Annotated in this window: 12 protein-coding genes; 9 read left to right on the top strand and 3 right to left on the bottom strand. The window is 47.3% G+C overall.

Features of this window, described 5'->3' with window-relative positions; all coding sequences use genetic code 11:
• The first annotated feature begins 286 nt into the window (after positions 1–286).
• Positions 287–2374: an excinuclease ABC subunit UvrC gene (gene uvrC / locus MKY66_RS24410; RefSeq protein ID WP_076211101.1), complete on the top strand. Its 2088-nt coding sequence runs from the start codon at positions 287–289 to the stop codon at positions 2372–2374.
• Here the strand turns inward: uvrC and MKY66_RS24405 are convergent.
• A complete protein-coding gene (locus tag MKY66_RS24405; protein ID WP_076211103.1) occupies positions 2343–4040 on the bottom strand; it encodes a type II CAAX endopeptidase family protein in 1698 nt (565 codons plus the stop codon). The genes uvrC and MKY66_RS24405 overlap by 32 nt on opposite strands.
• 606 nt (positions 4041–4646) lie before the next feature.
• Between MKY66_RS24405 and MKY66_RS24400 the strand changes: the two genes are divergently transcribed.
• Positions 4647–5987, top strand: a complete 1341-nt coding sequence (locus tag MKY66_RS24400; RefSeq protein ID WP_143760319.1) for a TrkH family potassium uptake protein — start codon at positions 4647–4649, stop codon at positions 5985–5987.
• Between the two features lie 54 nt (positions 5988–6041).
• Positions 6042–6713 carry a TrkA family potassium uptake protein gene (locus MKY66_RS24395; RefSeq protein WP_076211105.1) on the top strand — a complete coding sequence of 224 codons (672 nt, stop codon included), beginning with the start codon at positions 6042–6044 and terminating at the stop codon, positions 6711–6713.
• 60 nt (positions 6714–6773) lie between these two features.
• Here MKY66_RS24395 and MKY66_RS24390 read toward each other — a convergent pair whose 3' ends face one another.
• Complete coding sequence (locus tag MKY66_RS24390) at positions 6774–7697, bottom strand: LysR family transcriptional regulator (RefSeq protein ID WP_074096338.1); 924 nt, start codon at positions 7695–7697, stop codon at positions 6774–6776.
• Between the two features lie 295 nt (positions 7698–7992).
• Here MKY66_RS24390 and MKY66_RS24385 point away from each other — a divergent pair, with 295 nt between their 5' ends.
• From MKY66_RS24385 to MKY66_RS24360, 6 genes are all read left to right on the top strand, one after another.
• Entirely contained in the window at positions 7993–8661 is a 669-nt protein-coding gene (locus MKY66_RS24385) for a succinate dehydrogenase cytochrome b558 subunit (RefSeq protein WP_036605792.1), read from the top strand.
• A gap of 43 nt (positions 8662–8704) precedes the next feature.
• A complete protein-coding gene (gene sdhA, locus MKY66_RS24380) occupies positions 8705–10447 on the top strand; it encodes a succinate dehydrogenase flavoprotein subunit (RefSeq protein ID WP_036673387.1) in 1743 nt (580 codons plus the stop codon).
• A 532-nt stretch (positions 10448–10979) separates the two neighbouring features.
• Entirely contained in the window at positions 10980–11744 is a 765-nt protein-coding gene (gene sdhB, locus MKY66_RS24375; RefSeq protein WP_036605794.1) for a succinate dehydrogenase iron-sulfur subunit, read from the top strand.
• A gap of 175 nt (positions 11745–11919) precedes the next feature.
• On the top strand, positions 11920–12894 hold the full coding sequence (locus MKY66_RS24370) for a metallophosphoesterase (RefSeq protein ID WP_076211108.1): 975 nt from the start codon (positions 11920–11922) through the stop codon (positions 12892–12894).
• A 57-nt stretch (positions 12895–12951) separates the two neighbouring features.
• The gene (locus MKY66_RS24365; RefSeq protein ID WP_076211110.1) at positions 12952–13683 is read left to right on the top strand and encodes a metallophosphoesterase family protein; all 732 of its coding nucleotides are present in this window, start codon (positions 12952–12954) and stop codon (positions 13681–13683) included.
• 168 nt (positions 13684–13851) lie between these two features.
• Positions 13852–14484, top strand: coding sequence for a GNAT family N-acetyltransferase (locus MKY66_RS24360; protein ID WP_076211112.1), 633 nt, complete (start codon positions 13852–13854; stop codon positions 14482–14484).
• Between the two features lie 486 nt (positions 14485–14970).
• On the opposite strand, the gene MKY66_RS24355 is transcribed toward MKY66_RS24360, so the two are convergent.
• Complete coding sequence (locus MKY66_RS24355) at positions 14971–15780, bottom strand: histidinol-phosphatase (protein ID WP_076211119.1); 810 nt, start codon at positions 15778–15780, stop codon at positions 14971–14973.
• Between the last annotated feature and the right edge of the window lie 18 nt (positions 15781–15798).

Raw genomic sequence — 15798 nt, 5'->3', positions numbered from 1 at the left:
GCTTACACATACGCCTCCGGTTTACATACCGGGGGCGTTTTGCGTCGAATACCTTTATATAGGACAATATTTTTTATAAAATGAAACTGGAAATTTACATGTTAACGGAGAGGACAGAAATGAGCTGTAGAAGCGAAGCGTTCGCCTTTATCACCGGATTTTCCCTTTTAAAAAAGGGAATCGAAAAAATCTGGGGATAACAGCGATCGAAAGATCATTCTGTCATCGGAGTCACTCATGTAAGGTGAGGATTTCAGTTTTTTCGGGAAGGAGGATTCACCGAATTATGGATCAATTCATGAATGATTTGCAGGATCAGGAGAAGGCATTGGAGCAGATTCGCCACAAGCTCGCTTTGCTGCCAGATATGTCTGGATGTTACCTGATGAAGAATAGTGAAGGCACCATTATCTATGTAGGTAAGGCTAAAGTGCTGAAGAACCGCGTACGCTCTTATTTTATCGGCAGTCATAACGGAAAGACCCAGCGTCTGGTGTCTGAAATTCGTGATTTTGAATATATCGTGACGGGCAGCAACATGGAAGCACTCATTCTGGAGTGTAACCTGATTAAGAAACATATGCCGCGGTACAACGTGTTGCTTAAGGATGACAAGACATTCCCATATCTAAAAATTACAAATGAAAAGCACCCCCGGCTGGAAGTAACCCGGCGTGTGCTGAAAGATAAAGCCAAATATTTCGGACCTTATCCGAACTCGTATGCGGCACACCAAACAAAAAAATTGCTCGACCGCATGTATCCACTGCGCAAATGTGGTGTAATGCCCAAAGAAGTTTGCCTGTATTATCACATGGGACAGTGTCTTGCCCCTTGTGTGAAAGAAGTGGAGAAGGAGCAGTACGACCAGATTTCACAAGAGATTGGTTCATTTCTAAGCGGTGGTCACGAAGAGATTAAGAAGGATTTGCAGCGTAAGATGCAAGAGGCTGCGGAGGATCTTTATTTTGAACGTGCCAAGGAACTGCGCGACCAGGTAATCGCCATCGATGCGATGATGGAAAAACAGAAAATTACGATGGCCGATGCCAGAGACCGTGATGTATTTGGTTTTGCCATTGATAAAGGCTGGATGTGTGTCCAGATTCTATATATGCGTCAGGGTAAAATGATTGAACGTCACGTATCAACCTTCCCGTTTTACGGTGAGGCGTACAGTGATTTCATGTCTTACGTAACACAGTATTACAGCGATAATCCGGCATTGCCACAAGAAATTTTGTTGCCGGAAATGCCTAAAGACCTCGCAACAGATCGTGACAGTGAGGATTTGGGATCTGTTGCAGACGGAACAATACCTGCGGCTGTTACAGCGGAATTCGAACAGACGGGACAAGTGGAGCAAAAAACTGCTTCCCAGCCACTGGTTGCCGAGACTCGTGCAGCTTATGGAAGTTCTGCTGAGGTAGAAATTGAACAACCTGAGAGTGTGCAAGAGGACGCTCCCATAACTAATCCATCTGTATCAGCTGAGAAACTTTCTGCAGGGTTGGAAGACCCCACTCAGGTTGCCGCTGCTTTACAGGAGTGGTTGGAGATCAAAGTGCTCATTCCGCAACGTGGATTGAAACGCCAGATGATCACGATGGCTGTGGATAACGCACGTGTGGCATTGGAAGAGAAGTTCCGTTTGATTGAGCGAAATGAAGAACGAACATCCAAAGCTGCCGAAGGACTGGGACGTTTTATTGGATTGGATCAGCTTCACCGTATTGAAGCGTTTGATAACTCGAACATTCAGGGTACAAACCCGGTATCTGCCATGATCGTATTTACCGATGGTAAACCGGATAAGAAGGAATATCGGAAGTACAAGGTCCGTTCGGTTGAAGGGCCGGATGATTATGAAACGATGAGAGAGGTCATCCGTCGCCGTTACGAACGGGTATTAAAAGAAAACCTGACCCAGCCTGACCTGATTGTGGTCGATGGTGGTAAAGGACAGATCTCGGCTGCGGTCGATATTTTGGAAAATGAGCTGGGGTTGTTTATTCCGGTATGTGGTCTGGTGAAGGATGCGAAGCATAAGACTTCACAGTTGATGATCGGTAATCCACCAGAAGTCATCTCCCTGCCACGGGATAGTCAGGAATTCTACCTGTTGCAACGGATACAGGAAGAGGTCCACCGTTTTGCGATCTCGTTCCACCGGGAACAGCGTGGCAAATCGATGGTGACATCACGTTTGGATGCCATTCCGGGAATTGGAGAGAAGCGGCGTAAGCTGCTGTTGAAGCATTTTGGCTCTTTACGCAAAATAAAAGAGGCCAGCGTTGAAGACTTCCGGCCTCTATCTATTGGTGACAAGTTGGCAAATCAGATTATTGCAGCACTTCGTGATGAGGAGTCGTAACATACGGCTTCTCTTTTTGTTTTGGATTGAATTTGTAGACCACATATCCAACAATGGCTGGGAGTACAATCCAGAAGAGTCCGGCAGCCATATTCAGGGCATCACCCATAAAGACCAAGCTGAGTCCCATCAACAAGCTGTCGAAGATCACATGCGCGAATACAACGGCAATAAAGCCGTGACGCAACATGATCAGACTGAACAGCAATCCAATCACCATCAGCTCAATGGGACGGGTGATTACTGGATAGATCGGATACAATGTGTGTCCAAGTGCCCAAATGATGGTTGGGATCAGACAGGCAATAAACGTGTTACGCACAATCTTCTGCATCATGCGAATGCCAAACAGTCGATAAACAGTTTCTTCACCAATACCGGCCATCCAAGCCATGATCGGGAAGAGCCAGGCATAGGTCATATTAAATGTAGATTGATCTGCTGAAGTTGTTGACCATGTGCCGATGCTTCGCTCCAGAATGAAGAACAGGATGGATTGCACACCCAGTAGAATGAATGCCCACAGGTAACCAGCAACCATGCTGTGAAGTACATATTTTCCATATCCGGGTTCTTTGGCACGAGGCCATGGGTTCAGACCTATTTTACGCCACATGCCGTCACCTGCAACAAGGGACAGATAGATGGTTGCACTCATGACCAGTGTAATACCCGTCTGCATTAACATCAGGAACGCTAACATGAAGCTGGAGAGCCCTTGTGCCTGAAAGAGTGGAATCATGTTCAGCGTACCAATTACTGAAGCTGCGAAATACACCAGCGAGAGAATGATTCCGCGTTTGAAAGACGTATGTGCTCGGGTCAGAATGCTATAGATGATTGCCAGCACGCCCAGAACAAAGGTCAGGAATGCATAGCCGCCATAGGTCATCCAATTGGCTTGACGCGTTTGATCTTTCACATAATCGGTATGGGATTCCGGGACCGAGAAGCCAGGATCGAACGATCGTACCGCACCCTCTTCAAACGTAAAGTTCAGTTCAAGCTTGGAGTCTCCAATGGCTTTTTCAGAATCCACATACTTCAGTCCCGCTTCACCATCGCGAGTCTCCAGTTGGAGTGCCGGCACTTCATAACCGAATTCGGTCAGAACGCCAGCCGCGAGCTGTTGTTTCTCATCCAGAGACATATTACCTTCTGCAAGCACTTGCGATGTGGTCACTCGTCCACTAACCTGCTCCGCCTCAATGGCGGTATACAGGGAAGAAGGCGGTTCACGTTTGAAGCCGACCACTTTTCCTGTTTTCATATGTACGTCAATATTAAGATATCCGCCTTTGTGTTGATCAGGCAAACGAACACGGAATACATCGTAAGGATAGTTTGTTTCCCATTTCTGGTTATAGGTATCAAGTTGTTTGGTTTTGGCCATATACCCATAGATATCGGAATGTGTCTGGTAGGTTACCAGAGTTTTTTCATCATCATTTGGCAGTGAATAGTCATTCACAGAAGCTGCGAATGATCGTGCGGATTGCTTCGCCTGCTCCTTGGTTATGAAGGACGTGGACGGAATTTCTGTCGTTTGTGATGAGGTAGCTGGAAAGATCTGAAATACAAAAAATAGAATCAGGCCAATCGCCGCAAGCAACCCCAGCCGCTTGAAGTTAGCCTTGAGTAGCAAAGGCTGCCCTAAGGGATTCATGTAATGTTGTTCCTCCTTAATTAATAGAGGTAGTTCAAAAAGTCCGCTTTTGATTACGAAGGTTGCCTAACGGCATCATCAGCATCGAATATGGAATTCAGCCGAAATGTCCGTTGCTCACGTAGCTCGATCTACGCTCCGCTACTCCATTTCTATCTTCATCCCATCTTCTTGGTACTGAAAACCGCCCTTTTTGAACACGCACTAATATGGATATTAAAGTTAACATAGCACAGGCCAAGCACCGAATGCCAATGATGTAACGAAAACAGGTGTAAATCCTTGAAAATGAATGAAAAGGACCGAAAGAATCTGATCCATCCGTCGCCATATCTGAGTTCTTCCCTTTTTGGCGGAATTCGATGCTATTTACACAAAAAACGTTTTGTCTACAAACGTCGCAGCGCTTATAATTTTGAAGCAAATGTGCAATGATTCGCATTTCTTTCGCCCAACAAGGGAACGAATAGAATATATTCCAACTTCATTATATATGTCGTATTAATCTGAATCATACTTGTTTAACGTTTGGCAACAGCATTTCAATGAAGAAGGCTCCACCGGTGTGGAGTTATTTTCATTTTAGAAGAGGTGGAAGATACTCAAGTGAAACTGAATGTTCAATGGATGCGATTATCGCCACCCCGTATTCTTGTGTTAGGGTTTGCTGGCATCATATTGGTAGGCACACTATTGTTAATGCTTCCGGCATCCAACCGTAACGGTGACAGTCTTGCATTTATTGATGCGCTTTTTACAGCAACTTCGGCTGTTTGTGTCACCGGTTTGGTAGTGGTGGATACAGGGACTCATTTCTCGGTGCTGGGTCAGGTTGTGATTGCGATTCTGATTCAGATTGGCGGACTGGGCTTCATGACAATGTCCACATTGGTTGCCATTGCGTTCAAACGGCGGATTTCGCTTAGAGAGCGATTGATTCTACAGGAAGCGATGAATCAAAGCACGATGGAGGGCATCGTCCGACTGATTCGTAAAGTTGTGATTTACTCACTCATTATCGAAGGCATATGTGGCACACTGTTTGCCATCCGCTGGTCGTTCGACATGCCGGTCGGACAGGCGATCTATTATGGCTATTGGCATGCGATCTCCTTGTTTAACAATGCGGGCTTTGATATGTTTGGGGAGTTCCGCAGTCTGACCGGTTATGTGTATGACCCGTTGGTTAATTTTACAGCAATGTTCCTCATTGTCTCTGGCGGTATCGGTTTTGTGGTGTTGTCAGACCTGGTGGATTACCGTAAAACACGGAAGCTGTCTCTGCACTCCAAAGTTGTACTGTTAACAACTGGATTGTTGATTGTGTTTGGTGCACTTGTCATTTTCGTATTTGAATTCAGCAATCCCCGGACCTTGGGTGGCCTGAACTGGGGTGGCAAAATTCTCGGTTCATTCTTCCAATCCATTACGCCGCGAACAGCAGGAGCTAATACGGTAGATATTGCCGGGCTGAGACAGGCAACACAGTTCTTTATGATCATTCTGATGTTCATTGGTGCTTCGCCGGGTTCTACCGGAGGCGGGATCAAAACAACGACATTTATGATTATGGCTGGAGCGGTCATCGCCATGATGCGTGGACGTGAAGATATCGTGTTTTTCCGCTATCGGCTCGTACAGGAACGGATTTTCAAGGCGCTTACCATTACATTGCTGGCGCTTTTGTTCATCATAGCTGTAACGATGGCACTGAGTACCACAGAAGACGCCAGTTTTATGATGATCTTATTTGAAACGACATCAGCCTTTGGTACTGTCGGATTATCGCTCGGACTGACGCTGAAGCTGACTACTTTGGGCAAACTCCTGATCTGTTTTACGATGTTTGCAGGAAGGCTTGGACCGATCACATTAGCGTATGCACTTGGGCAGAAAAAGGGTAAAGAGTTATACAGGTACCCGGAAGGCAAGATGATTATTGGATAAATCTATTTTTAGTGAGTTATGAAATTGATTTGGATAAGGGGTTCGTGAAGAACAATGAAAACACAGCAGTTTGCGGTGATTGGGCTTGGGCGGTTTGGCTCCAGTCTGGCGCAGGAATTAATGGAACTCGGCTACGAGGTGCTCGGGATCGATAAAAATGAAGAAGTCGTCGAAGACATAAGTGAACTGGTCACCCATGCCGTTGTAGCTGATGCCACAGATGAGGAAGTGCTGCGCTCCCTGGGTATTCGAAATTTCGACTGTTGCATCGTAGCCATCGGGGATGATATTCAGACGAGCATTCTCACTGCCATCCTGTTAAAAGAACTGGGCGTCAAGACGGTCGTGGCCAAGGCCATATCCGTCCTTCACGGACGAGCATTGGATAAACTGGGGATTGATCGTGTCGTTTATCCAGAGCGGGATATGGGCATTCGGGTTGCCCACCAGCTGGTTACCCCGAGCTTGCTGGATTACATTGAATTATCCAATGATTACAGTATTGTGGAGATGAAGGTACCCGCCTGTCTCCACAACAAAACCCTTTCGACCCTGAATGCACGCGTACGTTTTGGTTGCAGCATTGTAGCGTTACAGAAGGAAGCCGGGGTCATTATCGCTCCGACGGCACTGGATTCGCTTCAAACGGGGGATATCATGGTCATTATTGGTAATAATGCAGATATCGACCGATTTGAAGAAGAGGTTATCAGCCAGGAGAGCTGATAATTAAGATGAGTTAAATATGGAAGCCAGGCGTTAGAGCCTGGCTGATTCAGATCAAAACTAAGGCGTCGTAGTCCTCCGTGAGGGCAATGGCGCCTTAGCTGTAAAGAGTGCAGCCGTCTCCTTGACCCATTGTCTGGAGGTCTCGCTGAGGTCCTCTTTTTCCCCATAGATCATGCAAGTTGTTCTGCGGGTCTGCTGTAATTGAGGCAAATGAACAGAAACAAGATCATTGTCTGCGAGCAATTGTGGACGAAGATATGACTTGGGCAATAGAGCAGCTGCTTTGGCGGAAGGCAGAAGTCGGATGATCGCTTCAAAGGAGTCAATCTCCATGCGAATATCCGGCATCACGGCACAGCGCTGGAAGAGATCGTCCGTTAATTTGCGGTACCAGGTGCCTTTGGAGAACGTAATCATCGGCAGATCCTGCAAATGCTCCATCCCGGCTTCCTTGCCGGACAAGGGGTGTGTAAGCGGCACAACCAGTTCCAGGTGATCGTCAAAGAGCGGCACACAGTTAAGCCCCACTTCGCTGATGGAGGAGGCGACAATGCCCACATCGGCTTTTTTGTCACGCACAAACGAGACAATCTCATGTGTTTTACCCGTCAACAGTTTCAGTTCGGCATTTGGATGTTTCTCCATAAAGGCATTGACGAGAGGTGGTAACGTAGTTTGAAGCGTCGTCAGACTGGCTCCGAGTGTAATGGTGCTCTGTTCTTCGTCTTTATACTGGGCCAGCATGGTGAGGAACTTCTGTTGCTGCTGCTTCTGTTCTACAGCGTAGGTATAGGTGAACTGGCCCACACTGGTTAACTCCAGCCGTTTGCCACGGCGGTGGAACAGGGCAACCCCGAGTTCATCCTCCAATTTGGCAATTTTACGTGAGAGTGCGGGTTGGGACAAGTTTAGTAACTTGGATGCACGGTTCAGGCTGGACTGCTCCACGACCGCTGCAAATGCATTTAACTCCTCAAACATGAACAATAACCTCTTTTCCATGAATGTGATTCTTGTCCTTGCTTAATCGTTTTCCATGTTGTATAGCCTGTAAACCCAATGTTTCACTGCTTATACCTATAGGTTATAACATTTAATAATTATATTGCAATTCCCTTATAAGAAAAAAAGGAGTAACATGAATCGTGACACAAGTTGTTCACACCTGGGGAAAACGGAACAATTTGTCGAACCTTTTCAGGGAAAAGGATTCGTGTCATGATAAGTGAAATCATTTATGAAAACGTTGTATTTAGCGAAAGGGGATCGACATTTTATGAAAGGGTTTTACTCCAGAAAGCTGCACTCCTTGCTTGGCGTCATTCCGCTCAGTCTGTTCTTTGTTGAGCATTTGGTGACGAACTTCACGGCAGTTGAAGGCGGCAAAGAAGCTTTTTACGGTGCCGTTGCATTTCTGAACGGTTTGCCTCTTGTTATTGTAATTGAGGCATTACTTATCTGGCTGCCGTTGTTCTATCACGGTGTTTATGGTCTTTACATTGCCTATCAGGCCAAGCCTAACGTTGGGCGTTACGGTAATGAGCGCAACTGGCGCTACACGTTACAGAGGGTAAGCGGTATTATTACGTTTGTATTCGTCATCTGGCACGTATGGGAGACGCGAGTACAGATTGCGCTGGGTAATGTATCCCATGAAGAGATTGGCGGCGTCATACATGATGCGGTGACGAATCCGATAACCTTTGCGATATATATGATCAGTGTGGTTGCAGCGTCATATCACTTTGCCAATGGTCTGTGGTCATTCCTCGTTAGCTGGGGAATTACAGTTGGTCCGCGTGCGCAACGTGTATCCTCTTACGTATGTATGAGCTTGTTCGCTATTGTTTCCATCATGTTTATTGCTTCACTATTTGCTTTCCGGAGCATTGATTTCCAAACAGCTACTTCGATGATTGACGCAGTAAAAACAGTTCTAATTTAAGCATTTAGCGTTTAAATGCTGACTTATAAGGGAGTGAACAGCAATGGCATCAACGAATGTAATTATTGTGGGCGGCGGTCTCGCAGGCTTGATGGCGGCGATCAAATCGGCTGAAGCCGGAGTCCATGTTCATTTATTTTCACTGGTTCCTGTTAAACGATCCCACTCTGTATGCGCACAAGGCGGTATTAACGGAGCGGTAAATACCAAGGGTGAGGGTGACTCCCCATGGGTACACTTTGACGATACGGTATACGGCGGTGACTTCCTTGCGAACCAACCTCCGGTTAAAGCGATGTGCGAAGCAGCACCTGGCATCATTCACCTGATGGACCGTATGGGCGTAATGTTCAACCGGACACCGGAAGGTTTGCTTGATTTCCGTCGTTTCGGGGGAACGAAGCATCACCGTACGGCGTTTGCCGGAGCGACAACAGGGCAACAATTGCTCTATGCATTAGACGAGCAGGTACGTCGCTGGGAAGCAGCGGGTCTTGTTACGAAATATGAGAACTGGGAGTTCCTGCAGGCGGTTTTGGATGATGAAGGCGTATGTCGCGGGATCGTGGCTCAGGATCTGAAAACGATGAAGGTACAGACCTTCCCGGCAGAAGCGGTTATTCTGGCGAGTGGTGGTCCGGGTATCATCTTCGGTAAAACGACCAACTCGGTTATCAACACAGGTACAGCGGCAAGTGCGGTGTATCAGCAAGGTGTTAATTATGCGAACGGTGAGTTCATTCAGATTCACCCGACAGCCATTCCAGGGGATGACAAGCTGCGTCTCATGTCTGAATCCGCACGTGGTGAAGGTGGACGGATCTGGACGTACAAAGACGGCAAGCCTTGGTACTTCCTTGAAGAAAAATATCCATCCTACGGTAACCTGGTTCCACGTGATATCGCGACTCGTGAAATCTTCAGTGTCTGCGTAGACATGGGTCTGGGTGTGAACGGTGAGAACATGGTTTATCTCGATCTTTCGCACAAAGATCCGAAGGAACTGGACGTTAAACTCGGCGGAATCATTGAGATCTATGAGAAGTTCATGGGCGATGACCCGCGTAAAATCCCAATGAAAATCTTCCCGGCAGTCCATTATTCCATGGGCGGTATGTGGGTAGATTACAACCAAATGACTAACATTCCGGGGCTGTTCGCAGCTGGTGAATGTGAATATCAATACCATGGTGCGAACCGTCTGGGTGCAAACTCATTGGTATCCGCGATCTATGGTGGTATGGTGGCTGGACCAAAAGCGGCTGAATATATCAAAGGACTTAAAAAATCGTCCGCTGATATCCCATCTTCCGTATTTGAGAAACACACCAAACAACAAAGCGACAAATACGAAGGCATCTTGAAAATGCAGGGCACGGAAAATGCCTATGTCATTCATAAAGAGCTTGGCGAGTGGATGACAGCCAACATGACGGTTGTACGCTACAACGACAAGCTTGAAGCCACGATTGGCAAGATCAAGGAATTGAAAGAGCGCTATGGCAAAATCAACATGTATGACAGCTCCGGTTGGAATAACCCGAGCGCAGCGTTCACTCGCCAACTGTGGAACATGATTGAACTGGCAGAAGCAATGACTCTCGGGGCACTGCTGCGTAACGAAAGCCGTGGCGCCCATTACAAACCGGAATTCACGGAACGTAATGACGAAGAGTTCCTGAAAACGACTATCGCAAGCTGGTCGAAGGAAGGCCCGAAAATCTCGTACGAGCCAGTAGACGTATCCTTGATCCCACCACGTATCCGGGATTACTCCAAGGATTAAGAAGTACCACACTATTCATGTAATGAATAGTTAAGCACCTGAACGAAGAGGCAGGACAACTTTGGAGAAGCAAAGCTTCTTCAAAGTTACTGCCATCAACGTGAGGGAAATGCCCAGAAGAAGCAAGCGCCTAGCGATGCTTCAGAACTTGAATACTGCTCATCCAGCATGAATGGAGTGCAGTTTCCAGCAAAGTAACCCACGTGCACGGCGTAGCGAAGGAAACAGCAATGCCCAGAAGAAGCAAAGCGCCTTGCGATGCTTCAGAACTTCAATACTGCCTCCAGCATGAATGGAGTGCAGTTTCCAGCAAAGTGACCCAGTGCACGACGTAGCGGAGGAAGCGGAAATGCCCAGAAGAAGCGAAGCGCTCGCCTTTATCACCGGATTTTAACCCTGGAAAGTGTTGATCAAAAAAATCCGGGGATAACAGCGATCAGAGGGGCATTCCGCTGACGAAGCGTCTCCCGTGCACCAAAACATTTTGCGCATCAGCAATACAATCATCGTCACCAGAGGAGGGGACTACGATATGGCGGAACAAGCTACAGCCAACAAAACCGTCAAGTTTATCATCACCCGTCAGGATAGCCCGGAGTCATCTTCGTACAACGAAGAATTTGAGCTTCCGTACCGTCCCAACATGAATGTGATCAGCGCCCTGATGGAGATTCAGCGGAACCCCGTCAATACAGATGGCAAATCCATTGCTCCCGTGTGCTGGGATTCCAACTGTCTCGAAGAAGTCTGCGGTGCCTGCTCTATGGTCATCAACGGCAAGCCACGTCAAGCATGTGCAGCCCTGATCGACAAGCTCGAACAGCCCGTTCGTATTGAACCGATGAAGACATTCCCGGTGGTTCGTGACTTGGTCATCGACCGTAGCCGGATGTTTAGCGCCCTGAAACGCGTAAAAGCATGGATTCCGATCGATGGGACCTATGACCTCGGTCCAGGTCCACGGATGCCTGAGAAGAAGCGTCAGTGGGCATACGAGCTGTCCAAATGCATGACATGTGGTGTATGTCTGGAAGCATGCCCGAACGTCAATGAGAAAACAGACTTTATCGGTCCAGCAGCACTGTCCCAAGTGCGTCTGTTCAATGCTCACCCAACAGGGGAGATGAACGCCGACGATCGTCTGGAAGCATTGATGGAAGACGGAGGCATTGAGGGCTGTGGTAACTCACAGAACTGCGTGCAATCCTGTCCAAAAGGCATTCCACTGACAACCTCCATTGCCGAAATGAACAAACAAACGACCAAGCATATGTTCAAACGCTGGTTGGGAGTTTAATCTCGTCATAACATGTGCAGAAGTGTAATCTGCAACTTAGAAGAAGTCGTGATCCCGTGCAGCAACATGCCGGAGATCCCGGCTTCTTTTTGTGATGAAGCAGAGGAACCGGGCTATCCATGCAGAATATGGTATACTAAGGGGATGGATTAAGAGCGTAGAAGGAGGGGGAGATATGGCAGAGACACCGCGTCAGGGCAGGAACAACTCGCCGTCCCAGCGCTCGTACAAAGCACCAGGTGCAGAAGAGTCTGTGTTTCCTGGAGAAGAAAAGGATCATGATCCCTCTCGCCGAAGTTTCTTATTGCGTATGGTTTTGATGACAGCGGGTGCCAGTTTGCTCACAGGAGGTTATGCCTGGCTATGGGAACCGCGTCGTCTGGAGATCAAGCAAGTGGAGCTGAAACTTCCAAAGTTTCCAAAGGCATTTGACGGTTTGCGTGTAGTTCAGTTCAGCGATGCCCATCTTGGTTTTCATACCGGGGTGAAAGAGCTGAAGAAGCTGGCAGCAACGATTGAGGAGCAGCAACCAGACTTGATTTGTTTTACCGGAGACATCGTCGAGAGGGAAGCAGAGCCGATGCGTGAATGTATTCCCGTACTCGCCTCCATGCAAGCCAAGTATGGCAAATTTGCTGTTTTGGGGAATCATGATTATCGGGGCGGACAGCAGAATGAAGTGACAACCATGTTTCGTGAAGCCGGATTCACTTTGTTACGGAACGAACATGTGGTGATTGAACAAGGGGGCGAACGTCTGGCCATAGCTGGTCTGGATGACGCACTTACAGGCAGGCCTGATCCTGCACAAGCCATCAAGGGATTGGATCATGATGTGTGGAAATTGTTACTTATGCATGAACCGGATTATGCCGACATTGCCACTCCCTATGGTTTCGGATTACAACTTTCCGGTCATAGTCATGGTGGACAGGTACGTTTTCCCTGGATCGGGGCACTGACAACTCCGCGAGGTTCACACAAGTATGTTCAAGGATTGTACTACACGGATGTCCAGGGGGTATATTACACCACCCAGACACAGATGCCTGTGTATGTGAATCGTGGTTTTGGCATGACTCAACTGCCCATTCGTTTTCTGTGCAGACCAGAATTGACGGTGTTTGAGCTTAAAGGATTAACCACATAAAAGAATATAAGATGAATGTAAAACATAAAGGATTCAACATGAATGGAGGTTATCCAGATGGAACGAATTGCGATTGTATCCGACATTCATGGCAACATGACTGCCTGGGAAGCAGTGTTAGGAGATATCCGAAGTCGTGGCGTGGAGCGAATCTTTTGTCTTGGTGACCTTGTGGGCAAGGGGCCAGAACCGGTACAGGTTGTGGATCAGGTGAGAGCGACGTGCGAACTTGTTATCCGTGGCAATTGGGATGAACTGGTTGCGGTTAACCAAGACAACGAGAACTTTACGTGGCAAGCAGAACGGCTGGGTGAGGAACGATTGGCGTACTTGGCGGGCCTACCCTTCAGTCATCAATTTCAACTGAGCGGTCGCACCATCCGTCTGGTCCATGCTTCACCTCAAAGTGTATACCATCGTGTACAGCCGTGGGACGCGATGGAAAAGAGGTTGGCAATGTTTGATCCTCCGGCTGATGAGCCTGAGCAAGGTATTGCAGATGTTGTAGGTTATGGGGATGTGCATAACGCATACTTGCAGTATATGAACGGCAAGTTACTGTTTAATGCAGGCAGTGTTGGTAATCCACTCGATCTTCCCCAAGCTTCCTACTGTATTCTGGAGGGTGAAGACTGCAACGATAACAACACCCCATTCAATGTTCAATTTGTGAGGGTGCCTTATGATATTGAGCGAGAAGTAAAGGTTGCGCAGTCGGCGAATGTTCCTGCATTGGATTTCTATATTCGTGAGATTCGTACGGGTATCTATCGCGGGCTGCAGGAGTAGTCAGCATCTGGACCTTTTAGCGTGAGGAATTGAATGATGCAATATATTAATACTAAAATGCGAATACTAAAGTTCGTGGATCAGTTCAAATGGTATTACGCCGGATCATCTTCAGAGCATGCTTGTCTTACCGGACTAGAGCCCGTTTAGGCAAAAGGAGCGATTGTCATGCTTACCCGAAAAATGCTGCTTCAAGGCCTGCCGGCTTTGTGGACAGAGCGTCTTGTCCTGCGATCATTACGTCAAAGTGATTACAGCACATTATCGGAACTTTTCTCCGATCCTCAAGTCATAAGATATGTGAATAGGGGAAGCCAGCCCACGTCAATCCGAGCGAGACGGTTATTGAACCAGATACGGAGCAGCAGCGCCAAGCTGGATTCGTTACATTATGGGATCTGCTGGAGAGGCAAGGAACAGGTGATTGGGATCACCTCATTCCAACACTGGAATGATCAGAATGGTACCGCACAGATTGGTTATATCCTGAACAGGTCCTGTTGGGGCATGGGTGTGGCTACCGAGGCGGTACAGCGGCTGCTGCAGTTTGGATTTGACGATCTTCATCTGGGGAGGGTGGAAGCACGTTGTTATGAGGCCAATGTATCTTCACAACGGGTGCTAAGCAAAATAGGGATGTCCTATGAGCGGAGTCTTCCCTCGTTCGGACTGCATGATGAGGATGACGAGGGATCAGAATCCCTGATGGATGTTAAAGTGTACAGTATGTACCGGGAACAATACGCCAGACCGCTTCAGGAAAAAGACCTACAAACCCTGGTATCTGACAAGCCGCAATGACATAGAGTAAGAGTAGTCAAACGTGAATGAATCGAACTTCAATCATTTGTTACACAATTGAAATATAGCTGCAATTGAACTCTAACAGACAGGGGGTAAACTTATCTCATGACCCCCTTTTTGATAATAGATAATGCTGTTGGGACCCGCGTGAGCGGGTTCATTTTTTTTGCCCATATAAGTTAACTGTGGATTATTTACACTGGCCACTCCGATGACAGATTAACCTTCCGATCGCTGTTATCCCCAGATTTTTTGATTCTCTTTTGAAAAGGGAAAATCCGGGGATAGCGTATGCTTCCGATGCAGCTTTCTTTCAGAAGGCTTTTAGGCGAACACTTCGTTTCTTCTGGTTATTTCTGTCCTCTCCGTTATCGTGTAAATATGTAGTTTAACTTTATATAATATTTTTTTATTTAGAATTAAACCCAAAACCCCCACTGCGCTTGTTCACGCTGTGGGGGTTTCTCTGTGGTTCTATATTTTTTACAGGGGTACAACCTGCATTTGTTTCTGCTTGAAGTATACCCAGTCGGTGAATCCGATCTCCTTGAGACGTGTACGAACGTCATCCAGCTCGTCTGCAACCCGCTGCGGTTTATGAGCGTCCGATCCAAATGTCACCTTCACCCCATAATGATGGGCCCGTTCCAGAATGGCATCTGAGGGATACCAGCCACCACTGATCTTGGTTTTGCCTGAAGTGTTAATTTCGATGGCTACGTTGGATTCTGCAATAACCTGCAACGTTTCATCAATGGCCTGATCAGCGATAATTTCCGAGAAGGGTGGATAGTTTCCTTTCATCGCATCAATATGCCCTAGGATCTGGAACATACCGCTGCGAGCCGATTGCCGGATCAATGAATAATAACTCTCTTTCACTTCAACTTTGCGAGCATCGCTCAGTCCTTTCCACCGGGTTTTGTTGAAGATACTCACATCCTCGGTATGATGAACTGAACCAATAATATAGTCAAAAGGATACTGTCCCAGTGTGGTACGGTACAATTCTGCATGAACAGGGAAATAGTCGGATTCAATGCCGAGCAGCACATCGATTTTACCAGCGTATTCTTCTTTCAAAGCAAGGACTTCTTCCACATAATGCTGCAATTCAGACTTGCCCATTGCGATCCGGGGAAATGCCTGCTCAAGCTCACTGCCAAAGTACGGCGTATGATCCGAGATACCGATCGCCTGAAGTCCTGCCTTAATACCTGCCTCTATATAATCGCGGATGTTGCCGTCTGCGTGACCACAACGAAAATGATGTGTATGAAGATCAAATTTCATATGGAATCCTTCCTTTCT

It is taken from the genome of Paenibacillus sp. FSL R5-0766 (assembly GCF_037971845.1).
Classification (GTDB): Bacteria; Bacillota; Bacilli; order Paenibacillales; family Paenibacillaceae; genus Paenibacillus.
The sequence above is the reverse complement of the archived record's forward strand: the minus strand, read 5'-3'. Positions and strand labels throughout refer to the sequence as shown.